Source organism: Gordonia liuliyuniae, from assembly GCF_021738805.1.
Classification (GTDB): domain Bacteria; phylum Actinomycetota; class Actinomycetes; order Mycobacteriales; family Mycobacteriaceae; genus Gordonia; species Gordonia liuliyuniae.
Genome location: NZ_JAKKOR010000011.1, coordinates 223,962 through 246,603, shown reverse-complemented (window position 1 = coordinate 246,603; position 22,642 = coordinate 223,962). Strand labels below are relative to the sequence as shown.

The 22,642-nt window shown below is 66.8% G+C and carries 18 protein-coding genes; 5 read left to right on the top strand and 13 right to left on the bottom strand.

The window, feature by feature from the left end; translation table 11 throughout:
• Positions 1-12 precede the first annotated feature (12 nt).
• The 3 genes from L5G33_RS15215 to L5G33_RS15205 all read right to left on the bottom strand — a co-directional run bounded on the left by L5G33_RS15215 (position 13) and on the right by L5G33_RS15205 (position 4,580).
• Complete coding sequence (locus L5G33_RS15215) at positions 13-1,476, bottom strand: cell division protein PerM (protein ID WP_236999032.1); 1,464 nt, start codon at positions 1,474-1,476, stop codon at positions 13-15.
• A 13-nt stretch (positions 1,477-1,489) separates the two neighbouring features.
• Positions 1,490-2,443 carry a DUF5336 domain-containing protein gene (locus L5G33_RS15210; RefSeq protein WP_236999031.1) on the bottom strand — a complete coding sequence of 318 codons (954 nt, stop codon included), beginning with the start codon at positions 2,441-2,443 and terminating at the stop codon, positions 1,490-1,492.
• A gap of 148 nt (positions 2,444-2,591) precedes the next feature.
• On the bottom strand, positions 2,592-4,580 hold the full coding sequence (locus tag L5G33_RS15205) for an acetoacetate--CoA ligase (protein WP_308191589.1): 1,989 nt from the start codon (positions 4,578-4,580) through the stop codon (positions 2,592-2,594).
• Between the two features lie 85 nt (positions 4,581-4,665).
• On the opposite strand from L5G33_RS15205, the gene L5G33_RS15200 reads away from it, so the two are divergent.
• Positions 4,666-5,082, top strand: coding sequence for a carboxymuconolactone decarboxylase family protein (locus L5G33_RS15200; protein ID WP_236999029.1), 417 nt, complete (start codon positions 4,666-4,668; stop codon positions 5,080-5,082).
• Between the two features lie 5 nt (positions 5,083-5,087).
• Here the strand turns inward: L5G33_RS15200 and L5G33_RS15195 are convergent, their stop codons facing one another.
• The 6 genes from L5G33_RS15195 to L5G33_RS15170 all read right to left on the bottom strand — a co-directional run bounded on the left by L5G33_RS15195 (position 5,088) and on the right by L5G33_RS15170 (position 13,009).
• Positions 5,088-6,731, bottom strand: a complete 1,644-nt coding sequence (locus L5G33_RS15195; protein WP_236999028.1) for an AMP-binding protein — start codon at positions 6,729-6,731, stop codon at positions 5,088-5,090.
• 41 nt (positions 6,732-6,772) lie between these two features.
• Complete coding sequence (locus L5G33_RS15190; protein WP_236999027.1) at positions 6,773-7,618, bottom strand: HpcH/HpaI aldolase/citrate lyase family protein; 846 nt, start codon at positions 7,616-7,618, stop codon at positions 6,773-6,775.
• A 5-nt stretch (positions 7,619-7,623) separates the two neighbouring features.
• Positions 7,624-8,115 carry a MaoC family dehydratase gene (locus tag L5G33_RS15185; protein WP_236999026.1) on the bottom strand — a complete coding sequence of 164 codons (492 nt, stop codon included), beginning with the start codon at positions 8,113-8,115 and terminating at the stop codon, positions 7,624-7,626.
• The gene (locus tag L5G33_RS15180; RefSeq protein WP_236999025.1) at positions 8,112-9,260 is read right to left on the bottom strand and encodes an acyl-CoA dehydrogenase family protein; all 1,149 of its coding nucleotides are present in this window, start codon (positions 9,258-9,260) and stop codon (positions 8,112-8,114) included. Before L5G33_RS15180 ends, L5G33_RS15185 begins: the two co-directional genes overlap by 4 nt.
• Positions 9,261-9,288: 28 nt before the next feature.
• Positions 9,289-11,316: an acetyl/propionyl/methylcrotonyl-CoA carboxylase subunit alpha gene (locus L5G33_RS15175; protein WP_236999024.1), complete on the bottom strand. Its 2,028-nt coding sequence runs from the start codon at positions 11,314-11,316 to the stop codon at positions 9,289-9,291.
• A 79-nt stretch (positions 11,317-11,395) separates the two neighbouring features.
• Positions 11,396-13,009: a carboxyl transferase domain-containing protein gene (locus L5G33_RS15170; protein WP_236999023.1), complete on the bottom strand. Its 1,614-nt coding sequence runs from the start codon at positions 13,007-13,009 to the stop codon at positions 11,396-11,398.
• A 226-nt stretch (positions 13,010-13,235) separates the two neighbouring features.
• Between L5G33_RS15170 and L5G33_RS15165 the strand changes: the two genes are divergently transcribed.
• Complete coding sequence (locus L5G33_RS15165) at positions 13,236-16,784, top strand: indolepyruvate ferredoxin oxidoreductase family protein (protein WP_236999022.1); 3,549 nt, start codon at positions 13,236-13,238, stop codon at positions 16,782-16,784.
• A gap of 87 nt (positions 16,785-16,871) precedes the next feature.
• Here L5G33_RS15165 and mftD read toward each other — a convergent pair whose 3' ends face one another.
• The 4 genes from mftD to mftA form a co-directional block, all read right to left on the bottom strand.
• Positions 16,872-18,089, bottom strand: coding sequence for a pre-mycofactocin synthase MftD (mftD, locus tag L5G33_RS15160; protein ID WP_236999021.1), 1,218 nt, complete (start codon positions 18,087-18,089; stop codon positions 16,872-16,874).
• A 117-nt stretch (positions 18,090-18,206) separates the two neighbouring features.
• Positions 18,207-19,493 carry a mycofactocin radical SAM maturase gene (mftC, locus tag L5G33_RS15155; protein ID WP_372476916.1) on the bottom strand — a complete coding sequence of 429 codons (1,287 nt, stop codon included), beginning with the start codon at positions 19,491-19,493 and terminating at the stop codon, positions 18,207-18,209.
• Positions 19,490-19,849 carry a mycofactocin biosynthesis chaperone MftB gene (gene mftB, locus L5G33_RS15150; RefSeq protein ID WP_236999020.1) on the bottom strand — a complete coding sequence of 120 codons (360 nt, stop codon included), beginning with the start codon at positions 19,847-19,849 and terminating at the stop codon, positions 19,490-19,492. Before mftB ends, mftC begins: the two co-directional genes overlap by 4 nt.
• Positions 19,849-19,941, bottom strand: a complete 93-nt coding sequence (gene mftA / locus L5G33_RS15145) for a mycofactocin precursor MftA (protein WP_132992091.1) — start codon at positions 19,939-19,941, stop codon at positions 19,849-19,851. Before mftA ends, mftB begins: the two co-directional genes overlap by 1 nt.
• A gap of 141 nt (positions 19,942-20,082) precedes the next feature.
• Between mftA and mftR the strand changes: the two genes are divergently transcribed.
• From mftR to L5G33_RS15130, 3 genes are all read left to right on the top strand, one after another.
• Positions 20,083-20,691: a mycofactocin system transcriptional regulator MftR gene (mftR, locus tag L5G33_RS15140; RefSeq protein WP_236999019.1), complete on the top strand. Its 609-nt coding sequence runs from the start codon at positions 20,083-20,085 to the stop codon at positions 20,689-20,691.
• A gap of 156 nt (positions 20,692-20,847) precedes the next feature.
• A complete protein-coding gene (locus tag L5G33_RS15135; protein WP_236999018.1) occupies positions 20,848-21,906 on the top strand; it encodes a ferredoxin--NADP reductase in 1,059 nt (352 codons plus the stop codon).
• A 336-nt stretch (positions 21,907-22,242) separates the two neighbouring features.
• The gene (locus L5G33_RS15130; RefSeq protein WP_236999017.1) at positions 22,243-22,641 is read left to right on the top strand and encodes a DoxX family protein; all 399 of its coding nucleotides are present in this window, start codon (positions 22,243-22,245) and stop codon (positions 22,639-22,641) included.
• The last annotated feature ends 1 nt before the right edge of the window (position 22,642 follow it).

Sequence of the window (22,642 nt, the reverse complement as noted above, 5' to 3'; positions counted from 1 at the left end):
GGCGGGGACCACTCAGTCGCGGTGTTCGGGTTCTGGTTCTGGTTCGACCAGATCCTCGTCGGCCGGTTCAGCCTCGTCAGCCGGTTCAGCCTCGTCGGCCAATTCGAACTCGGCTGCCGTTTCTAACTCGTCGGGGAGCTCACCACCGAGATCCTCGGCGCCGGCGTCGTAACCGGGGGCGGGCTCAGCGTCGGTGAACTCGTCGGGTGCGCCTGCTGGTTCGTCTACGGGCTCGTCGTGGGTGGCGACGTCGTCGAGCCAGGAGTCGAGGTCGTCTTCGGCGCCGCGAACTCGGCGAACGCCTCCGTTCGACACCCACATGCCGCCGACGACGAGCGCTCCGGCGAGCATGAGCCACGCGAACGTGAAGACACCTGCTGTCGCGACGTCGACCCCGGTGTGGCCGAGTTCGCCGAGACGACCGCCGGATACCCAGCTCACCGCCACGACGAGTGCGGCGGCGACCGCCGAGCCGATGGCGACCGCGCGCAGGTGACGGATCGGGTCGCTGCTGCGGCAGTACCAGCCGAGCAGGAGTCCCGCGGCGAGCGGAACGACGAACAGCAGTCCGCCGACACCGCCGAGACCTGTCTCGGGGAGCGCCGACACGATGGGAAGCGGAGGAACGGCCCCACGTGACACGTCGAACGCGTCGAGGACGGTGTCACCGAGTTGCACGGTGGAACCGGTGGTGACGACGGCGGCGCCCATCACCATGTTCGGCAGATAGAGGATGCTCAGCGCGGTGAGGCCGAGATAGCCGTCGAACGAGTTGCCGTCGGCGATCATCGCCGACACCGAACCCCAGTGCATGACGATGCCGCCGAAGACGAGAACTGCGCCGCCCGCGACGAGCACACCGAACGCGATTACTCCGCTACGGAGACCCACCCGTTCGGTCGCAGGCACCACGAATTCTTCGAGGATGGGTCTCAGACTCGGGATCGCGACGCCGACGAGGACCGCGACCCCCTGAATGAGCAGCGTGTAGCCGAACGCCGCGAGCGGGTCGGGCTGGCCGACTGCGCTGACTGCGGCACCGTCGGCGACCACGGCCAGCGACAATGCTGTCACCAGCAATGATCCGCCGAGCGCTGCTCCGATGATGCCCACGAGATCAGGCAGTTCACGCGCGGTAGACGAGCCTTCGGCCACCACTCGGGCGGTTCCGGCGCACACCAGCAGGGTCGGGAGCAGCGGCAGGACGCCTAGCGTGACTCCGCTGATGGTGACGGGAACCTGGTTGACGGCGAGCCAGCCGGCCGCCGTCGCCGACATGATGCCGGACAGTCCGTCGCCTGCGAGGAGACGGACGATGCCCAGAACGACGACGATCACGAGGATCGACAGTCCGGGGACGAGAAGTGCCACCTTGACGAGGTCCCAGGTGGCGGCCTTCCGCGGCGCGCTGTCGGCACGACGAGCCAGGCGCACCTGCCGGAGGCGGGTGGCCAGAGAGTTCGACGATCCGCTCACGCCGCGGCGAGCCCTAGTGCTGCTCGGACTGCGGGTTCACACCCGGATCGGTGGCAGGCTTGCCGAACGCGGTGGTGGCGTTCTGATCGCCCGGCTGCGACTGAGCCGACTGGCCGTACTGAGTCTGCGCATACTGTCCGGGCTGAGCCTGCGGCGCGGCGGCCTGAGCCTGCTGGCCGTAACCGTAGCCGTAGTCGGCGGCCGGTGCGGCTGCCTGGTGCGCTCCGCCGTACTGCGACGCGTCAGCCGCGACCGGTGCGGGCGCAGCGGGGGCGGCGACCGCGTCGGCGAGCTTGATCTGACCGCCCTCGACGAGCAGCCATGCGACGGCTGCGATCGCCGACAGGATCGCGGTGATCAGCAGAATGATGGCGCCGACACCACGGCTTCCGCCTTCCTTGAACATCGGATCCATCATCGCGAACTGGAAGATCGTGATGATGCCTGCGGTGACCGCGACGCTGGCGATACCCGCGACGAAGTGCTTGGTGGCGCCGACGACGAACGTCGTCAGGGCGAGCAGCCCGGCGAGCGTCACGAGACCGTACGTCAGAACGAAGTGCGACTGGAACAGCTGAACGCCGTCGCCGCTCCCCGACTCCGGCGAGTATCCGTCAAGGAACCCGCAGAACAGGGTGATGATGCCGAGTGCACCGATGATGCCGGCCAGGATGATCGGAGTGTTGGCGGGCAGACCCGGGTTGGCGGGCTGCTGCGGCGCGCTGTAACCGTACTGGGCCTGCTGGTACTGCTGGGCGTACTGCTGCTGGGCGTACTGCCCCTGCTGTGCCTGCGCCTGCTGGGCCTGGGCGTCGTAGCCTTGCGGCTGCCCGTACTGCTGGCCCGCGTACTGCTGGCCCTCGTACTGCCCCGGGCTCTGCTGACCGTAATCGGCGGGCTGACCGTAGGGCTGTGCCCCTTGGGGGTTCTGGCCGTAGCCGTATCCGCCGGACTGGGGATAGCTCATCGTCTGACTCCTCACGCATGGAACTCGCCTCGTCCGCCGTTGCGACGAACGTCGTCCACGCTAATACACGTGAGCTGTGTGGGTCGTACACGTGCGCGACGACGCGCCTGTTCTCCTGGTAGAGAGACTCCGCGCGTCGATCGAGACATCACCACTCGTGGGCTTTCCCCTGCTGCCGGAACCACTCGACGAGCGAATAGTCGTCGACCGACTTGGGATCGATGTTCACGTCGCTCCGTCCGGCGAGGATCGCGGTGACCGGGACTTCCAGCTTCTTGCCGGTCCGAGTGTGGGGAATGCCCGGCGCTGCGAGGACCTCGTCGGGAACGTGTCGCGCCGACAGTCGGGTCTTCACGTCGGACGCGATCCGGGCGGTGAGCTCGTCGGTCAGTTCGGCGCCGGGCACGAGCGTGACGAACAACGGCATCCAATATGCGCCGTCTGGCCCGTCGACGCCGAGGACGAATGCTTCGGCGATCTCGTCGACGGCTTCGACCACTTCGTAGATGTCGGCCGAGCCCATGCGGATTCCGTTGCGGTTCAAGGTTGCGTCACTACGACCGTGGATGATGAGAGAGCCGCGATCGGTGAGGGTCACCCAGTCACCGTGCCGCCAGACGACGGGCGCGTCGGCCACATCCCACTGGTGCGCGAAGTACGCGGTGCGGTATCGCTCACCGTCAGCGTCGTTCCAGAACGCGACGGGCATCGACGGCATCGGCGCTGTTATCACCATCTCGCCGACCTCGCCGATGAGCGGTCTCGCCTGCGGCGACCAACTCTCCAGTGCGACGCCGAGATGCCGCACCGAGAGCTCGCCCGCCACGACCGGGACGCCGACGGACCCTCCCGCGAATGCGGACACGATGTCGGTGCCCCCGCTGATCGACGAGACCGGCAAGTCGGGTCGAGCGGAGCCAGGCGATGCAGCGCGCCCACGGACGTTATCGTCGACCCAGGTGAAGAGGTCGGCGGCGAGAGTCGACCCGGTGCTGCCGAGTGTGGTGAGCGCCGACAGGTCATGGTCGCGGCCGGGGACGAGACCTGCCTTCCTCGATGCCTGGAGTTGGCCGGGGCTGGTACCGAAGTAGGTGACATGCTCGTCGGCGACGATCTGCCACAGTCGGTCGGCGTCCGGGTACAGCGGTGAGCCGCTATAGCAGACGATGCGCGCGCCGACCAGCAGCCCGGCGATCTGGAAGTTCCACATCATCCAGCTCAGGGCAGTCTGCCAGAAGAAGACGGAGTCGTTGCCAAGGTCTGCGTGGAGGCCGGTCTCTTTGAGGTGCTCGAGAACGACGCCGCCGTGTCCGTGGACGATGCCTTTCGGTTTGCCGGTGGTGCCGGAGGAGAACAGCACCCAGAGCGGATGGTCAAACGGGACGCGTACGGACGCCTGTAGGTCGTCGCCGTTCGATGTCGCATCGGCCCATACCGTCGCCCCGTCTGGTGCGTCACCGACGACGATGTGGGTCCCCACATCGAGCAGTCGGGCGAGTTCGGCGGAATCGGCCCGCTTGTCGATGTCCTTGCCGTTGTAGCGGTAGCTGGACGCTGTGAACAGTGCCTTGGGTTCGAGTTGTGCGAGACGTCCGGCCGCACCTTCGGGCGCGTAGTCCTGGCCGCAGCCCGACCAGATCGCTCCGAGGGACGCGGTCGCCAGGAAGGCGATCACCGCTTCGGGGATGTCGGGCAGGTATGCGGCGACGACGTCGCCCTGCCTGACTCCTGCGTCGGAGAGGGTCCGTGCGACGGCTCCGACGAGGCGCGGGAGGTCGTTCCAGGTGATCTCGGTGCGGACACCGTCCTCGTCCAGTCCGACGATCGCCGCGCCGGGCCGGTCGGCATGCGCGAGGACCGCATCGACATAGTTGAGGCGGACGGTCGGAAACCAGACGGCGCCGGGCATCGACGAGTCGGCGAGCACCGGGTCGGCACGCCGCAGCCCGCTCTCGGCGATCGCGTCGAGCCCGAAGTGATCCCACACCGCTCGCCAGAACCCGGGGAGATCTGTGGTCGAGTACTCCCAGAGGTCGGGATAATCGGTGAGGTCGCGACCGACCCTGTCACTCACTTCTTCGGCGAAGACTTCCATCCGCGACCGGCCCATTCGACTCCCCTTCGCACTCGCGACAATCTTGCGTTCTCAACATAGTGCCGCGTACCACTCGCTCGGGCAGCGGATTGACGGCCGAGCGAGACCGCCGTCCACAATGGACGCCATGACTGACTCGCCCACCTCAGACCTCGGCACCCCAGATCCCGACAGCGCGTTCGCGAACGGTCTCGCCGTGCGCCGAGAGGTGATGGGCGACGAGTTCGTCGACCGCGCGCTGGCCCGCACGGACGGGACCGAGTCCGCCGAGATACAGCGGTACGTCACCGAGCACGTGTGGGACGCCGCATGGAACCGGCCGGGCCTGGCCCGCCGCGACCGCAGCCTCCTCAACATCGGCGTCCTCACCGCGCTCCGCGCCCACGAAGAACTCGTCGGACACGTCCGCGGCGGCCTCACCAACGGACTGACACGCGAAGAGATCACCGAAGCCGTCATCCACACTGTCGGCTACTGCGGCGCGCCCGCCGCGCTGTCGGCGATGAAAGTCGTGCAGTCGGTGTTCGACGCGGAGAACGCTTAACGCGGTTAGCTCAGCCCCAGCATCTCGATCGACTTGGCGCGCATCTCGACCTTGCGGACCTTGCCGGTGACCGTCATCGGGAACTCGTCGACGATGGTGACGTATTTCGGGATCTTGTGGCGGGAGATCTGGCCGGTCGCGAATTTGCGGAGAGCGTCGACGTCAAGCGGCGCTGCGCCGTCGCGGAGGCGGATCCACGCCATCAGTTCCTCCCCGTACTTCTCATCGGGGACTCCGATCACCTGGGCGTCGACGACGTCCGGGTGCGTGTACAGGAATTCTTCGATCTCGCGGGGATAGATGTTCTCGCCGCCGCGGATCACCATGTCCTTGATCCGGCCGGTGATCCGGACGTAGCCGTCGTCGCCCATCACACCGAGGTCGCCGGAATGCATCCAGCCGTCGGCGTCGATCGCATCCGCGGTCTTCTCCGGCTCGTTCCAATAACCCTGCATCACCGAGTAACCGCGCGTACAGAACTCGCCGGTCTCACCGCGCGGCAGAACGTCGCCGGTCAACGGGTCGACAATCTTGACCTCCAAGTGCGGCCCCACCCGGCCGACAGTCGCCACACGCAGGTCCGTCGGGTCATCGGTGCGAGTCTGCGTCGACACCGGACTCGTCTCGGTCATGCCGTAACAGATCGAGACCTGTGACATGTTCATCTCGTCGATCACCCGCCGCATCACCGTCTCCGGGCACGGCGACCCCGCCATGATGCCCGTCCGCAACGACGACAGATCGAACTCGGCACCGGTATCGAGCAACGCCAGTTCGGCGATGAACATCGTCGGCACTCCGTAGAGGCTGGTGCAGCGGTACTTCTCGACCGCAGCCAGCGCCGTCTGCGGGTCGAAGGCCGGGCCGGGGACCACCATGGCCGCCCCGTGCGAGGTCGCCGCGAGGTTGCCCATCACCATGCCGAAGCAGTGGTAGAACGGCACCGGCAGACAGATCCGGTCGGCCTCGGTGTAATCGACGAGTTCGCCGACGAGATATCCGTTGTTGCCGATGTTCGTGTGCGAGAGCGTGACCCCCTTCGGCGACCCGGTGGTGCCCGACGTGTATTGGATATTGATCGGGTCCGATGCGGACAGTCCGGCCGCGATGTCGTCGACCGCCGCCAGTTCGTCGGCGGACGGCTCGGCGAGCAGACCGGCGAACTCCGTCGACTCGAACAGCACCACCTCGCGCAGGTCGGGTGTCTGGTCGCGGACGTCGGCGAGCATCTGCGCATACTCGGAGTCTCGGAACTTCTCGGCGGCGAGCACCAGTGACGTACCCGATTGCGCGAGCACGTACGCGAGTTCGTGACGCCGATACGACGGGTTGATCACCACGAGGATCACTCCGACTTCGGCGGCAGCGAACTGGGTGAGCACCCATTCGAACCGGTTCGGCGACCACAAGCCGACACGGTCGCCCGGCGCACAGCCCAATCGCAGCAGACCGGCCGCGAGCGCCCGGACGTCGCGCCGGAACTCGGCGTACGTCCACTGCCGGTCGACCGCGGCGTCGATCAAGGCGATCGAGTCGGGGACGCGCGCCGCGGTCTGTGCGAGCACGCTGCCAATCGTGTCGGTGAGCAGCGCGGGCTCGGCCTCCCCCCGGCTGTACGAGTCAGTTGCGGTGTACGTCGGGTCGGACATTGTTCCTCCGGGGCTCGGACGGTCTGGGGTCGGTCGGTCGGTCAGTCGGTGGGACGTTCGCCTGCCCGCGCGAGGGTGGCGCGAGCCTGGGCGATGATGGGGCCGTCGACCATCTCGCCGTCGAGGGCGAAGACCCCGCCGTCGTGGGCGGCAGCGCCGTCGAGCACCTGTCGCGCCCACTCGACGCGTTCGGGCGACGGGGCGTACGCCTCACGGATGTGCGGAGCCTGCGACGGATGGATGCAGGCGGTGGCGGAGTATCCGAGAGCGACGGCGTCGCGAACTTCGGCAGCCAGCCCGGCGGTGTCGTCGATGTCGGCGTGGATCGCGTCGATCGCGGCCTTCTGGTAGGCGCCCGCGGCCAGCCGGACACGTGCGCGCACATATCTTGGGAGATCCCGGTACTGGCCGGCATCGGGCTCGCCGTCACCGAAGCGGCTCGACGATCCGCCGAGTCCGGCGATGAGATCTTCGGCGCCCCACATCAATCCGACACAGTTCGGGGCGGCGACGATCTCCTCGGTGCGCATCGCGCCCATCGGTGTCTCGATGAGCGCGATCGTCGGCAGCCCATGGGCGCTGATCTGGGCGGGATCCTCAGTCTTAGCCTGCATCACCAATCGGTACTGGGTCTCGCTGACGGCGGCAAGGTCGAGTTCGTGGTCGTCGGTGCCCGCCGCGTTGATCCGCACGATCACCCGGTCAGGATGCACCGGGTTGCCGACGAGTGCGTCTCTGGCCGCCTGCTTGTTACTCGGTGCGACGGCATCCTCAAGGTCGAGGATCACCATGTCGGCGCGGTCGAGCGCCTTCAGGTAGCGCTCGGGCCGGTCGGCGGGGCAGAACAGCAGTGCGGGCCCGGCGGGAATCCAGGATTCGACGGTCATAGGTGTCAGTTCTCCTCGGGAGCGAGTCGGACGAGCGTCGCGCGCGACGCTTTGGCAACGATCACACCGTCCTGGTTCCGGCCGATGTGCGTGATATTCACGATGCCCTCTCCCGGCCGCGACGACGAGGCCCGCTTGCCGGTGCACTCGGTCTCCGCGTACAGGGTGTCGCCGGCGAACAGGGGCGACGGGAATGCGATGTCGCTGAATCCGAGGTTCGCCACGAGCGTCCCCTGAGTCAGCTGCGACACCGACAGACCGACGATCGTCGACAACGTGAACATCGAGTTGATGAGCCGCTGGCCCCCGAAGCCCGGCTGCTCGGCCGACCATGCGGCATCGAGGTGGAGCGCCTGCGTGTTCATGGTCAACGTCGTGAAGAGGACGTTGTCCGCTTCGGTGACGGTGCGGCCGGGACTGTGCGCGTAGACGGCTCCGATCTCGAACTCCTCGAACCAGAGGCCACGCTGCGTTATGCGCTTGGCGTCACCGGTCATGAGGGCAGTCCCAACGAACGGGCGATGAGCATCAGTTGCACCTCGGTGGTGCCTTCACCGACCTCGAGGATCTTGGAGTCCCGATAGTGTCGGGACACGAGGTACTCGTTCATGAATCCGTACCCGCCGTGGATCTGGGTGGCCATCCGTGCGTTGTCCATCGCCGCCTCGCTGGACACCAACTTGGCGATGGACGCCTCCTTCTTGAAGGGCTTTCCGGCGAGCATCTTTGCCGCAGCGTCGTAGTAGGCCATCCGGGCGACGTGGGCCCGTGTCTCCATCCGAGCGATCGCGAACGACACCGACTGGTATTCGGCGATGGGTTTGCCGAACGATCGACGTTCGCTCGCGTACTTGACGCACTCGTCGACGCAGCCCTGCGCGACACCGGTCGCCAGCCCGGCGATCGCGATGCGCCCCTCGTCGAGGATCGCCAGGAAGTTCGCGTAGCCGCGGCCACGCTCGCCGAGGAGGTTCTCCTGCGGCACGCGAGCGTCGGTGAAGCTCAACGGGTGGGTGTCGGAGGCGTGCCAGCCGACCTTGTCGTATGCGGGCTCGGCGACGAATCCCGGGGTGCCCGACGGCACGATGATCGTGGAGATCTCCTTGCCTCCGCCCGGCTTCTCGCCGGTGACGGCGGTGACCGTCACCAGTGAGGTGATGTCGGTGCCCGAGTTCGTGATGAATTGTTTGGCGCCGTTGATGACGTACTCGTCGCCGTCTTCGCGGGCGGTGGTCGCGGTGGCTCCCGCATCCGATCCGGCCCCGGGTTCGGTGAGCCCGAAGCCGGCGAGCCGCTTGGCCTGCAAGAGGTCGGGAAGCCAGCGTTCCTTCTGTTCGCGCGTGCCGAACCGATAGATCGGCATCGCGCCGAGACTCACTCCGGCCTCGAGGGTGATGGCGACCGACTGGTCGACCTTCCCGAGCTCTTCCAACGCGAGTGCGAGGGCGAAGTAGTCGCCGCCCATTCCGCCGAACTCTTCGGAGAACGGCAGACCGAACAGGCCCATCTGGCCCATCTGGTCGACCACCTCGTACGGGAACGTCTTGTCCCGGTCATGTCGGGCCGAGACCGGGGCGACGACGCCTTGCGCGAAGTCGCGCACGCTGTCGACGAGGTCGGAGTATTCCTGGGTCAATTCCATGTTCGAATCCTTGCAGAGATCGGCGGGGTCAGTTCGAGTTCTCGTCAGCGGCTGCGACGTGGGCGAGCAGCGCCGCGGCGGCCACCTTGTCGCCGACGCGCACCGAGACGGTGGCGACGCCGTCGACCGGCGCGCGAAGCGTGTGCTCCATCTTCATGGCTTCGACGACGACGAGCGGCGCGCCTGCCTGCACAGTGTCGCCGTCGACGCCGGGGACTGCGACGACGGTCCCCGGCATGGGGCTGACCACGTCTCCCACGGCGTCGTCGGCGTCAGCGTCGGTGAGGGATTTGAGTGGTGTGACCTGCCATGTTCCGGCGTTTCCTGCGACCCATCGTCGACCGTCGACGTCCGCGCGGACCGTCCACCGCTGCTGCACTCCGTCAGCGGAGAGTCCGATCGAACCGTCGGGGCGGGGCGCGACGACGACGTGCGCACTCCACGACTGACCGTCCGACGAGACGGTGACGTCGGCGTCGAGGGACCGCGCGTCCGGAGCCGACCGCAGAGCGGCCGTCACCGTGTGGTGGTTTCCGTCGACCGACAGCCGCGACACATACGGCGACGGAGCGCCGATCCGGAAGCCCAGCGCACTCGACCACAGGTCGTCGGGTGTGCCCAGGTCGAGGACGCCGAGCGCGGCCGCGGTGAGCGCTTCGGGCGGCGGGATCGGTGCGGTGTAGTCGACGACGAGCCGGTCGAGCAGTTCGGTGTCGAGGTCCGCAGACTGCACGGCGGGCTGGGCGAGGACGTGCCGACAGAAGTCGATGTTGGTGACGACGCCGATCAGGCGGGTCTGCGCCAGCGCCTCGTCGAGCCGGTACACGGCCTCGTCGCGGTCGGCGCCGTGCACGATGACCTTCGCGAGCATCGGGTCGTAGTCGCTGCCGACGACGCTGCCCGCGTGGACACCGGCGTCGATGCGCACCGACCGGGTGGGCGTCGCCCGATCCGATCCGGCAGGCCAGACGAGGTCGGTGATCTCACCGCCGGTCGGTAGGAACCCGGCGGCCGGGTCTTCGGCGTACACGCGCGCCTCCATCGCGTGTCCGGCGAGGGTCACGTCGTCCTGGCCGAACGCGAGTTCCTCGCCGCGCGCAATGCGCACCTGCTGTTCGACGAGGTCGAGGCCGGTGACCAGTTCGGTGACCGGATGCTCCACCTGCAGGCGGGTATTCATCTCCATGAAGAAGAAGTCCTCGGGCGCGACCGCGGACACGATGAACTCGACGGTGCCCGCCCCCGTATAGCCGACGCTGCGGGCGGCGTCGCAGGCCGCCTGACCGATACGGGCGCGGGTCGCCTCGTCGAGCAGTGCCGACGGAGCCTCTTCGATGACCTTCTGGTGGCGTCGCTGCAGCGAACACTCCCGTTCGCCGAGGTGCACGACGTTGCCGTGCGTGTCGGCGAGAACCTGCACCTCAATGTGCCGCGGGGTGAGGACGAAGTGTTCGAGGAACAGCGAGTCGTCGCCGAATGCGGCTGATGCCTCGCGGCGCGCGGTCGCGAGCGCTTCGGGCAGCTCGGCGAGGTCGTCGACGCGGTGCATCCCCTTACCGCCGCCACCCGCACTCGGCTTGATCAGGACCGGGAAGCCGATGTCCGGCGCGGCCGCGACGAGGTCCTCGTCGGTCAGTCCGGGACGGGACAGTCCGGGGACGACGGGCACACCCCGGGCGGTGACCGCGGCGCGTGCGGTGATCTTGTCGCCCATCGTCGCGATCGATTCCTGCGGCGGGCCGACGAACACGATGTCGGCATCGGCGAGCGCGGCGGCGAACGCCTGGTTCTCCGACAGGAAACCGTATCCGGGGTGGACTGCGTCCGCCCCGGTCGCCTTCGCGGCGGCGATCACCTTCTCGATGTCGAGATAGCTCAGCGATGCCTGCGCGGGGCCGAGGCGGACGGCTTCGCCCGCGGCGAGCACGTGCGGCGCGTCGACGTCGGCGTCGGAGTAGACGGCCACCGATTCGATGCCCATCGCGTCGAGCGTGTCGATGACGCGAACAGCGATCTCGCCGCGGTTGGCCACGAGAACTTTACGGATGGTCTTCACTGGAGGCGTCCTTTCCGCTCGCGGAGCGAGCGAGCCCTGTGCGGCTGGTCGATCGATCTGGTCTCTCGCATCTTCACGATCACATCCGGAAGACGCCGTAGCCGGGCTGCGGCAGCGGCGAGTGGCGGCATGCTTCGAGAGCGAGGCCGAGGACGGTACGGGTGTCGGCGGGGTCGATGATCCCGTCGTCCCAGAGTCGCGCCGTCGAGTAGTAGGCGTCCGACTGTCGCTCGAACTGTTCGCGGATTGGTGCCTTGAACTGTTCTTCGTCGTCGATCGACCACTCTCCGCCCGACCGTTCGATGCCCGCTCGGCGAACCGTTGCGAGCGTGTCGGCGGCCTGCGGTCCGCCCATCACCGAGATGCGCGCGTTGGGCCACGACCAGAGAAATCGCGGCGAGTAGGCGCGACCGCACATCGAGTAGTTGCCCGCACCGAACGAACCGCCGATCATCACGGTCAGTTTGGGGACCGATGCGCAGGCGACCGCGTTGACCATCTTGGCGCCGTTCTTGGCGATCCCGCCCTGCTCGTACTCACGTCCGACCATGAAGCCGGTGATGTTCTGCAGGAAGATCAGCGGGATTCGGCGCTGATCGCACAGTTCGATGAAATGCGCGCCTTTGAGCGCCGACTCGCTGAACAGCACACCGTTGTTGGCGATGAACCCGACCGGGTGTCCGTGCACCATCGCGAACGCCGTCACCAGCGTCGTCCCGTAGTTCGCTTTGAACTCGGAGAACTCGCCGCCGTCGGCGAGGATCCCGATCACTTCCCGGACGTCGTACGGGACCTTCGGATCGGTGGGGACCACGTCGTACAAGTCGGTCTGCGCACGCTTCGGCGCCACGGTCGGCGACGTCTCCCACTGCGCGGCAACGCGCGGACCGAACGTCTTCACGATCTCGCGGACCTTGGCCAGCGCCTGCTCGTCGTTGTCGACGAGGTGGTCGGTGACCCCGGAGACTGAACTGTGCATGGTGCCGCCGCCGAGGTCTTCGGCACTCACGTCTTCGCCGGTCGCCGCCTTCACCAGCGGCGGACCCGCGAGGAAAATGGTGCCCTGGTTGCGGACGATCACGTTCTCGTCGCTCATCGCAGGGACGTACGCTCCGCCTGCGGTCGACGATCCGAGCACCGCGGAGATCTGCGGGATCCCTGCAGCGCTCATCGTCGCCTGGTTGTAGAAGATGCGCCCGAAGTGGTCTCGATCGGGGAACACCTCGTCCTGGTTGAGGAGCATCGCCCCACCCGAGTCGACGAGATAGATGCACGGCAGGCGGTTGTCGGCGGCGATTTCCTGAGCGCGCAGATGCTTCTTGACCGTGACCGGGTAATAGGTGCCCCCGGAGACCGTCGCGTCGTTGGCGACGATCATGCATTCGCGCCCGTGGATCCGTCCGATACCCGCGACGACTCCCGCGCTGGGGGCCTTGCCGTCGTACATTTCGAATGCGGCGAGCGGCGCCACCTCCAGGAACGCGGTGCCCGGGTCGATGAGCGCGTCGATCCGGTCCCGGACCAGCAGCTTGCCGCGCCCGACGTGCCGGTCGCGAGCCTTGATACCGCCGCCTTGGGCGGCGACGGACAGTCGTTCGCGCAGCCGCGCGACGTGCTCGCGATGCCCGTGCGGGCCGGGTTCGCCTGCCGTGTTCGGGACCGACTTCGTCGAGACCTCGTGATCGGAGACCATGCCCACCCTTTCGGTTATTGGTCATTAACTGAACTAGAAGGTACGCGACACCCGGCGCGGACGCCAGGGCTTGCCCCCGATTGTTCCACCGACCGTGACGGCGATCACAGAGTCCGTTATCGTGAGGTACAGGCCGCACACCCTTCGCGGCCACACACATGCTGAGCCCGCGCCTCCAGCACCCCGGACGCCGGTCGCAGCCGATACGCAAAGGCCTGGTGAACCCATGACCGTCGCAGACGACCGTGCCCGGACACGCTCCGATTCACGGACCGCTCCCGCCCCCTTCTCCCTTGACGACCGCTACACGCGCGAGGCGGGAAGCATCTACTTGACCGGCATCCAGGCCCTGGTCCGCATGGTCCGCGACCGGGCGGTCATCGACCGCCGGAACGGCCTCCGGACGGGATCGTTCATCTCCGGCTACGAGGGCTCGCCGCTCGCCGGGTACGACCTGGAGATCGGTCGACGCACCGCACTCCTCGCCCCGTGGGACATCACGCACCGCCCCGGGCTCAACGAAGAAATCGGGGCCACGTCCGTCATGGGTTCGCAGCTCGCCGCCAGAGTCGGCACCCTGTCGGCCGATGCGTCCGGCGTCGTTCGCGACGGCGTGGTCGGGTACTGGTACGGCAAGGCGCCGGGCCTCGACCGCGCAACCGACGCGCTGCGCCACGCGAACATGGTCGGCACCCACCCGGCAGGCGGAGCCGTCGCGCTCGTCGGCGACGATCCCGGCGCCAAGAGTTCGACGATCTCGTGCGCGTCCGAGATGGCGTTGGCCGACCTGTACATGCCGATCCTCTACCCCGCCGACAGCGCCGACATCCTCGACTTCGGCGTCCACGCCGCGCTGATGAGCCGGGTGTCAGGACTGTGGACGTCGTTGAAGATCTCTGCGCATGTCGCCGACGGAGCGTCCACCGCCGTCGTCGACCTCGATCGATTCGCCGTCGACTACGGCGGCCTCGGCACCAGTCCACACGTGCCGTCCGGCCGACTCCTCGGCCCAAGTCTCATGGAACTCGAACAGAATCAGCTCACCACACGATTGCCTCGTGCTACCGAGTACGCCCGGCTCAATGGCCTCAACCGGATCACCGCGTCGACCGGAGACGACCGGGTCGGGATCGTCGCCGCAGGCAAAACCTATTTGGACGTCCGCGAATCGCTGCGGCTGATCGGCATCACCGACGATGACCTCGGACGCCTCGGAATCCGCATCCTCAAACTCGGCATGGTGTACCCGATCGAGCGGAGCGTCCTCGACCGGTTCATCGCAGGCCTCGACGAGGTGATCGTGGTCGAGGAGAAGCGTGACTTCATCGAGACGATGATGCGCGACATCCTTTTCCGCCGAGGCGACGCCCCAGCGATCGTCGGCAAGGACAACGAGGACGGCTCCACGCTGTTCTCCCGATTCGGGGAACTCGATGTCGACGCCGTCTCGCGCGGTCTCGCGAACCGGCTGGCGACCTGCCACGGCGTGGAGTCGGCGCGGCGATGGCTGGACAAGAAGAACGCCACTCGCGACCGCATTCTGCTGCCGCTCGCGGTCCGCACCCCATACTTCTGTTCCGGGTGTCCGCACAACCGATCCACGAAGGTGCCGGAAGACACCAAGACCATCGTCGGAGCAGGGATCGGCTGCCATGCCATGGTGCTGCTGATGGAACCCGAGCAAGTCGGCGACGTCGCAGGCGTCACCCAGATGGGCGGCGAGGGCGCGCAGTGGCTCGGCATGGCCCCGTTCATCGACGAGAAGCACTTCGTGCAGAACATCGGTGACGGCACGTTCATGCACTCGGGGTCGCTCGCGCTGCGCGCGGCCGTCGCGTCTGGAGAGAACATCACCTACAAACTGCTGTTCAACGGCACCGTCGCGATGACCGGCGGCCAGGATCCGGTCGGCCAGATGAGCCTCCCCCAGATGCTCGCGTTGTTGCAGGCCGAGCGGGTCGCGAAGGTGGTCGTCACGTCTGACGATCCGTCGCGCACCAAGGCGCTCGGCCTACCCGCGGGGGTCGAGGTGCGCCACCGCGACGACATGATCGACGTGCAACGCGAACTCGCCGCGGCCGCGGGCGTGACAGTCCTCGTCCACGACCAGCACTGCGCCGCCGAGAAGCGCCGTAAGCGCCGTCGCGGTGGCGACGACTCGAACAGCCAGTTCGCGACGCCGAAACAGCGGGTGATGATCAACGAGCGGATCTGCGAAGGCTGCGGCGACTGCGGCGCGAAGTCGAATTGTCTGTCCGTGCACCCCGTACAGACCGAGTTCGGCCGCAAGACCCAGATCGACCAGAGTTCGTGCAACCTCGACTTCTCGTGCCTGGACGGCGACTGTCCCGCGTTCGTCACCGTCACGCCGGGGACGAGCCGGGCACGCGGCCGCGTCGCGCCGATCGCCGCTTCGGATGTCGCCGCCCCCACCCGCACATCGACGTCGAGCAGCGATTTCACCATCCGCGTCACCGGAATCGGCGGCACGGGCGTGGTGACGGTGTCGCAGATCCTTGCCACCGCCGCGACGCTCGACGGACTCTCCGCGCGTACCGTCGACATGACCGGCCTCGCACAGAAGGGCGGTGCCGTGGTCAGCGACATCAAGGTGTCGTCCGAGCCGGTCGAGCAGGCCGCCAAGGTCGCCTCCGGAGACTGCGACGTCTACCTCGCATGCGACCAGCTCGTCGGAGCCGACCCGGTGAACTTGAAGGTCGCGTCGACCGCGAAGACAGTCGCCGTCGTGTCGACGACGGCGGTGCCGACCGGCTCGATGGTGATCGACACGTCGGTGACGTTCCCCGAAGCCCTCGCGGTCCGGTCCGCCATCGACGACCACGTCGCCCGATCGGTGTACCTGAACGCGGGTGAACTCTCCGATGATCTGTTCGACGACGAGCAGTACGCGAACACGCTGATGGTGGGCGCCGCGTTCCAGACCGGTTCGCTGCTGCTGTCGGCAGAGTCGATCGAGCGGGCGATCGAGCTGAACGGAGTCGCTGTCGACGCCAACGTGCAGGCGTTCCGGCGGGGACGCCAGGCCGTCGCCGCCCCTGGCGAGGTCGTCGTCGCCGTCGCGTCGGTCCGCGCACCTGTGCCGACGTACGCGCCGAGCACGGCAGCCGAACGCGCCGCATCGAGCCTGAAGGGCCGCGGCGACGAGCTATCCACCGTCGTCGAGCGCCGCTACGACGAGCTGATCGCCTACCAGAGCGAGACGTATGCGAGAACCTGGTTGTCGGTGGTGAGGCGTGTCCACGACGCAGGTCATGGCGACGACCTGACGGCCGCAGTCGCTCGGAACCTGTACAAGCTGATGGCGTACAAGGACGAGTACGAGGTGGCTCGTCTCACCGACGACGCCGCGTTCGCCGCGACGATCGCCGAGGAGTTCGGCGACGACGCGACGGTCGCCGTCCGACTGCACCCGCCGATGCTCCGTGAGATGGGCATGAAGAAGAAGATCTCGCTGGGTGCGTGGGCCGATCCGGCTCTACACACGCTGGCGAAGATGAAGCGTCTTCGCGGGACCCGCCTCGACCCGTTCGGCCGGGCCGAGGTGCGCCGGATGGAGCGGGCGTTGATCGACGAATACCGCAGCGCGGTGGACGAGTTACTCGCCGCACTCGGGACGTATCCGTCACCCGAACGCGTGGCCGCGGCGACCGCTGTCGCCGACCTGCCCGACATGGTCCGTGGCTACGAGAGCATCAAGACCGCGAACGTGGAACGCTATCGCGTCGAATTGAGGCGACAACTGGAAGCGCTGTGAACCCTGCTACGACTTCGGCACTTTCTTTCGGCGCACAGCCGAAAGAAAGTGCCGAAGTTTGGGTGCCGCAGTTTGAATGCTGCGGTGTCAGCCGCCGAAGATTCGTTCGAACCCTTCCGGGATGATGAGGTCGTCGCGCGTGAGGTCGGCGACGTCGTTCTTGCCGATGCCCATGAGCGTCGAGTCGAGGCCCATCCGCATCAGATCGAGAACGTTCTCGACTCCGGCCTGCCCATTGGCGGCCAGGCCCCACAGGTAGGCGCGGCCGATCATGACAGCCTTCGCGCCGAGCGCTAGGGCCTTGGCGACATCGCTTCCGCGTCGGATGCCACCGTCGAGTAGGACGTCGAGATCGTTTCCGAGCTCGTCGGCGATCGGCCCGAGGACGCGAATCGTGGCCGGGGTGCCGTCGAGGTTGTTGCCGCCGTGGTTCGACACCGAGATCGCGGTGGCTCCGATGTCACGTGCGCGCTTGGCATCGTCCATGCGGGTGATGCCCTTGACCATGAACTCGCCGTCCCACTGCTCGCGCAGCCACTGCAGGTCCTCCCAGGTGGGCGGCGGGGTGTTCATCCACTGGCCGTACACGTCGAAGAACGTCGGGCCCGCCTGGTCCGGGTGCGCGATGTTCGGCGCGGTCAGGTCGGGGATGAGGAGCTTGCCGTCGCGGAACCAGCTCAACGCATACTTCGGCTTGGTGATCATCTCCGGGGCCAGCTTCGCGACCGCGGCGAGATCGACCTTCTCCGGGATCTCCGGGCTACCCCAGTCGCGTCCGACGTTGAACACCCAGTCGGTGGTGACGATCAGCCCTTTGCAGCCGGCGTCCTTCGCACGCTGCGCTCGAGCCAGAATGTCCTCTCGGCTGCCGAGCCAGTAAATCTGAAAGAACGTCTTGTCGTTGACGGCGGTGACCTCTTCGACCGGCTTCGACGCGAAACTCGACAAGCCCATCGCAGTGCCGCGGTTGGCGGCGGCGCGAGCGACTGCGACTTCGCCGTCGGGGTCAACGGCCTGCACACCGGTCGGCGAGATCATCACAGGAAACGGAAGCTCCTGCCCCATCACCGTCGTCGCCAGATTCCGTTCCGGCGTGGTGCCGATGACGTGCGGGGCGAACCCGAGTTCGGTGAACGCATTCATGTTGTCGTTGACGGTGATACCGGCTTGAGTACCTGCCACCAGCGACGAGTAGACGGTCTTCGGCAGCCGCTTACGGGCACGCTTCTGTGCCTCGCCGACGGTCTCGAACCACGGGTTACGACGCCACGGATTCTTCTCAGCGAGTTCGGACATCTTGGACATGAGTGAATATTCTTTCGTTATCGAAGTGATGAGCGAGCGTGCGGCGTCGATCGAGCGAAGTCGCCGATCTCGACTCCGCTCGATCCGTCGGGACGGTCGATCAGCAGAAGGGTCTGCTCAGCAGCAGTTGGTGGACGAGCAGCCACTCGCGGCGGTCGGCGCGAAGCCGGCCAGCGGATTCTCGTCGCAGTCGCGGGACGGCGGACGGGTCATCAGTGTGAGCGGAACTCCACGCGAGTGATCCTTGTTGGCGGTCGGCTTGCTCCGGTCGCCTGCGAGGAGTTCTTCGCCGAAGCCCTGCACACACTCGGGGTCTGGGCCGGCGAGCGGCAGACCGGTGAAGAACTTGGCTGCCATGCAACCTCCACGGCAGGCGTCGAAGTGCTGACACTTGGTGCACGCGCCTGCGTTCTGCGGTTCACGGAGTTCGGTGAACAGGTCACTGCGCTGCCAGATCTCCTGGAAGCCGCCCTCGGTGGTGGTGATGTTGCCCGCGAGGAAGTTCTCGTGGATCGCGAACGGACACGCGTACACGTCACCGATCGGATCGATCAGGCACACCACACGACCGGCCCCGCACAGGTTGAGGCCGGGCAGACCGCTCCCGCCCGACTCCGAGAATGCGGCCAGATGAAAGAACGAGTCGCCGGTCAGCACATTGTCGCCGTGCGCGACGAGCCAGTCGTAGAGTTCGCGCTGCTGCTCGGGAAGCGGATGCAGATCGTCCCACACATCGGCGCCGCGGCCGGACGGACGCAGGCGGGTGATGCGCAGCGTCGCACCGTACTTGTCGGCGAGAGCTTTGAATTCGTCCAGCTGGGAGACATTCTCGCGCGTCATGACGACGCTGATCTTGGCGTCGGCGAAGCCTGCGTTCGACAGGTTCTCGAGTGCGCGCACCGCCATGTCGAACGAACCCGGGCCGCGGACCGCGTCATTGACCTCGGCGGTCGCACCGTCCAACGAGATCTGCACGTCGACGTAGTCCGAGGCGGCGAGCCGGTCGGCGACGTCCGGCGTGATCCGGAGGCCATTGGTCGAGAACTTGACGCCCACCTGGTGATCCGTCGCGTAGTCGACGAGTTCCCAGAAGTCCGGGCGGACCGTCGGTTCGCCACCGCCGATGTTCACGTAGAAGACCTGCATGCGCTGCAGCTCGTCGATGATCGCCTTGCACTGCTCGGTGCTCAGCTCACGCGGGTCCCGCTTGCCCGAACTCGACAGGCAGTGCACACACGACAAGTTGCACGCGTACGTGAGCTCCCAGGTCAGGCAGATGGGCGCGTCGAGCCCCTTCTCGAACTGGTCGACGAGGCGCCCGACCTTCGGCGGCGAAGTCGGCTGAGGTTCGAGGCCTAGCGGCGGGGTCATCGACGGCATGACCGGGGATTCGACGGTGGTCACGAGTTCACTCCTGGGTCGGCGGGGATGATCATGCCCGACTCACAGAGCGCGGTCAGCGCTTGTACGTACAGCGGGCGAGTGTCGTCGGTGACACCTGAGGCGGCGAGCGCATCGTCAGCACTGGAATGCTCGGCGAGGTCGCGGACGATACCGACGACGGTCAGGTTCTTGAGGAACGACAGCTTGCGTGTTCCGAAGTGGTAGAGCAGCGCACCGAACGGTTCCGGACGCAACGCCACTTTGGGGTTGAGCGTCCAGGCGGCTGCCGGGTCGAAGGCGGGTTGGACGGGCGGGTGCGGCTCGCCACCGGCGACCGCAGAGCGGTCGCCGGAGGCGATGGTCGTTGCAGTCGTCATCAGTAGACGCCGCACATCCCGTCGATGGACACTTCCTCCACCAGCGACTCCGCGACGAGCTCGTCGTGAGTCTGGGCTGCCTGTTCGGCCATGTGAACCAACCTCCTGAGGTAGATACTTGTGGTTCACAACACACCGTAATGGCACCGAGTGCATAATTGCTAGTGTTTCCCAAGAATTCGTCACGCGTAGCATCTCGACCAGCGACAACAGATGTGAGAAAGGAGCCGCGAGTGACCGCATCGCGCACCGGGCCGCTCGGTGGACGACCCGCAGCTACCACTCGCGGACGTCTCAGCGCGGTGGCCATCGAGTTATTCACGACACAGGGGTTCGACGAGACGAGCGTCGACGACATCGCCGCCGCGGCCGGAATCGCCCGTCGCACACTGTTCCGCTATTACCCGTCGAAGAACTCGCTCGCGTGGGGCGAGTTCGACGAGCACCTTCGCGGCCTGCACAGCCTCCTCGCCGAGACCCCAGACGACGTCCAGCTCGGCGAGAGCCTCACACGCGCACTCGTTCAGTTCAACGAGGTCCCGGAGGAGATGATCGAGCAGCACCGGAGTCGTATGGCGCTACTGCTGGGAGTCCCGGCACTGCAGGCGCATTCGATGATCATGTACGCCGACTGGCGGCAGGTGATCGCCGAGCACTCCGCCGCCCGCCTCGGCCTACAAGCCGGCGACCACCTCCCCCAGACCATCGCCTGGATGACGCTCGGCACCGCGCTCGCCGCCTACGATCAATGGCTGCTCGACCCAGCCTCCGACCTGACCGAACTCCTACAGTCCGGCGGACGAACCCTGGTCGACGGCGTGGGTTCACTGGCGGCCCACTGACCGCGAGCGAGCCGCACACCCGCCGCTCCCCCTGACCGGAACAGAGCCTCTGCCGGAACAGCGCCTATGACAGAATCTCAAGCGCTGATATCCTAATCTAGAACACGTTCTAGTTCCGGCTCCGCGTCGGATGTCCTCGCACCAGAGAGCGCACGAATGACCGACCTGACCCCGCACAGCACGCGCAGCGCGATCCTCACCGTCTCCGAGGTGATCGACGAGACCGCCGATGCGCGCAGCATCGTCTTCGACATCCCGGACACCCACACCGACAAGTTCGTCGACTATCTGCCCGGCCAGTTCTTGACGCTCCGCATCCCGAGCGACCAGACCGGCTCAGTGGCCCGCTGCTACTCGCTGTCCTCAGCCGTCAGACACGACAGCCTGCCGAAGGTGACGGTCAAGCGGACACCGGACGGGTACGGCTCCAACTGGATCTGCGACCACCTCGCAGCAGGCGTCCAGATCGAGGCGCTCCCGCCGTCGGGCGTGTTCACGCCGTCCAACATCCATGCACCCATGCTGCTCATTGCCGCGGGTTCGGGCGTCACACCGGTGATGTCGATCTTGAAGACCGCAATCGCCGACGGCACCGGTCCGGTCACATTCTTCTACGCGAACCGCAGCGAGAACGACGTCATCTTCGCCGCGGAACTGCGTGACCTCCAGGACCGCCATCCCGGCCGCCTCACGGTGGTTCACTGGATCGAGACGATTCAGGGCCTGCCCACGGAGAAAAAGCTGGCCACCGTGTTCGCCCCCATGGCGCGTACGCATACCGCGTACGTCTGCGGTCCTGGCCCGTTCATGGACGCGGTGCACGCTGGCCTGCACAAGGCGAAGTTCGACCACCACAACGTGCACACCGAGATCTACAACTCCCTGGCCGGCGACCCGTTCGAGGACGTCGAACTCGGCGAGGTGAGCGAGGAGGAGGCCGCGGCCGCCGCCGAGGTGGAGGTGGAACTCGACGGTGAGACGCACCAGATGTCGTGGCCACGATCGCGGACCCTCGTCGACATCATGCTCGACGCGGGACTCGACGCCCCGTACTCGTGCAAGGAGGGCGAGTGCGGTTCGTGCGCGTGCACGCTCGTCGAGGGGACCGTCGACATGGAGGTCACCGGAGCCCTCGATCCTGACGACATCGAGGACGGCTACATCCTCGGCTGCCAGGCGCGTCCGACGTCGGACAAGCTGCGCATCGAATTCTGATCCCGGTTTTTCTGACGCAGTCGTGTCCGATTCTCGGCCCAGATCCCCCTAAATCAGACACAACTCTGTCGGAAACGCGAACCGAGCGCACGCATCGCCGCAGGAGACCCGCCGACACCACGTCGGGTGGGCACGAGCCGTCGCGGCATTCCCACGAACGTGCAGCCGATCGGTCGGCGAGACCCATACGCCGTGTAGGCGGAGTGCGGACGCTCAACTCAGTACCCCACCGGACCTCAGCACGCACGACCTCGGGCATCGCGCCCTGCGTCGCATACCACCCGTGCCGCAGGCGAACTAAGTCACCGCATTCGACACCCGGCTAGACTCGACCCCATGCTTCATGATCGTCTGGCGCGCATCCTGTCCGGCATTCTCCTGGTTCCCGGCGTCCTTCATTTCGTCGCGCCGAAGGCGTTCGACTCGATCGTTCCCGAGGAGATACCCGGCCCGAAGCGGTTCTGGACGTACGCGTCGGGTGTCGCCGAGGTCAGCATCGGCGCCGCCGTCGTCGTTCCTCGAACGCGCCGCACCGCGGCCGGGCTCGCCGCAGCCCTGTTCGTCGCAGTGTTCCCGGCGAACGTCAACATGATCCGGCTCTGGGTAGACAAGAGCCCGCTCCTCAAGTCGATCGCGTGGGCCCGTCTGCCCATGCAGATCCCGATGATCGTCCTGGCGCTGCTCGTCCGACGCGGCGCACCCGAGCGGGAGACGGACCGCACTCCCAGCGCGTGAT

Excerpts from the sequence above, each read along its gene's own strand:
- L5G33_RS15210 (WP_236999031.1), bottom strand. The coding sequence starts at position 2,443 with ATGAGCTATCCCCAGTCCGGCGGATACGGCTACGGCCAGAACCCCCAA.
- L5G33_RS15200 (WP_236999029.1), top strand. The coding sequence starts at position 4,666 with ATGACTGACTCGCCCACCTCAGACCTCGGCACCCCAGATCCCGACAGC.
- L5G33_RS15195 (WP_236999028.1), bottom strand. The coding sequence starts at position 6,731 with ATGTCCGACCCGACGTACACCGCAACTGACTCGTACAGCCGGGGGGAG.
- L5G33_RS15190 (WP_236999027.1), bottom strand. The coding sequence starts at position 7,618 with ATGACCGTCGAATCCTGGATTCCCGCCGGGCCCGCACTGCTGTTCTGC.
- L5G33_RS15185 (WP_236999026.1), bottom strand. The coding sequence starts at position 8,115 with ATGACCGGTGACGCCAAGCGCATAACGCAGCGTGGCCTCTGGTTCGAG.
- L5G33_RS15180 (WP_236999025.1), bottom strand. The coding sequence starts at position 9,260 with ATGGAATTGACCCAGGAATACTCCGACCTCGTCGACAGCGTGCGCGAC.
- L5G33_RS15170 (WP_236999023.1), bottom strand. The coding sequence starts at position 13,009 with ATGGTCTCCGATCACGAGGTCTCGACGAAGTCGGTCCCGAACACGGCA.
- L5G33_RS15165 (WP_236999022.1), top strand. The coding sequence starts at position 13,236 with ATGACCGTCGCAGACGACCGTGCCCGGACACGCTCCGATTCACGGACC.
- mftD (WP_236999021.1), bottom strand. The coding sequence starts at position 18,089 with ATGTCCAAGATGTCCGAACTCGCTGAGAAGAATCCGTGGCGTCGTAAC.
- mftB (WP_236999020.1), bottom strand. The coding sequence starts at position 19,849 with ATGACGACTGCAACGACCATCGCCTCCGGCGACCGCTCTGCGGTCGCC.
- mftA (WP_132992091.1), bottom strand. The coding sequence starts at position 19,941 with ATGGCCGAACAGGCAGCCCAGACTCACGACGAGCTCGTCGCGGAGTCG.
- L5G33_RS15135 (WP_236999018.1), top strand. The coding sequence starts at position 20,848 with ATGACCGACCTGACCCCGCACAGCACGCGCAGCGCGATCCTCACCGTC.
- L5G33_RS15130 (WP_236999017.1), top strand. The coding sequence starts at position 22,243 with ATGCTTCATGATCGTCTGGCGCGCATCCTGTCCGGCATTCTCCTGGTT.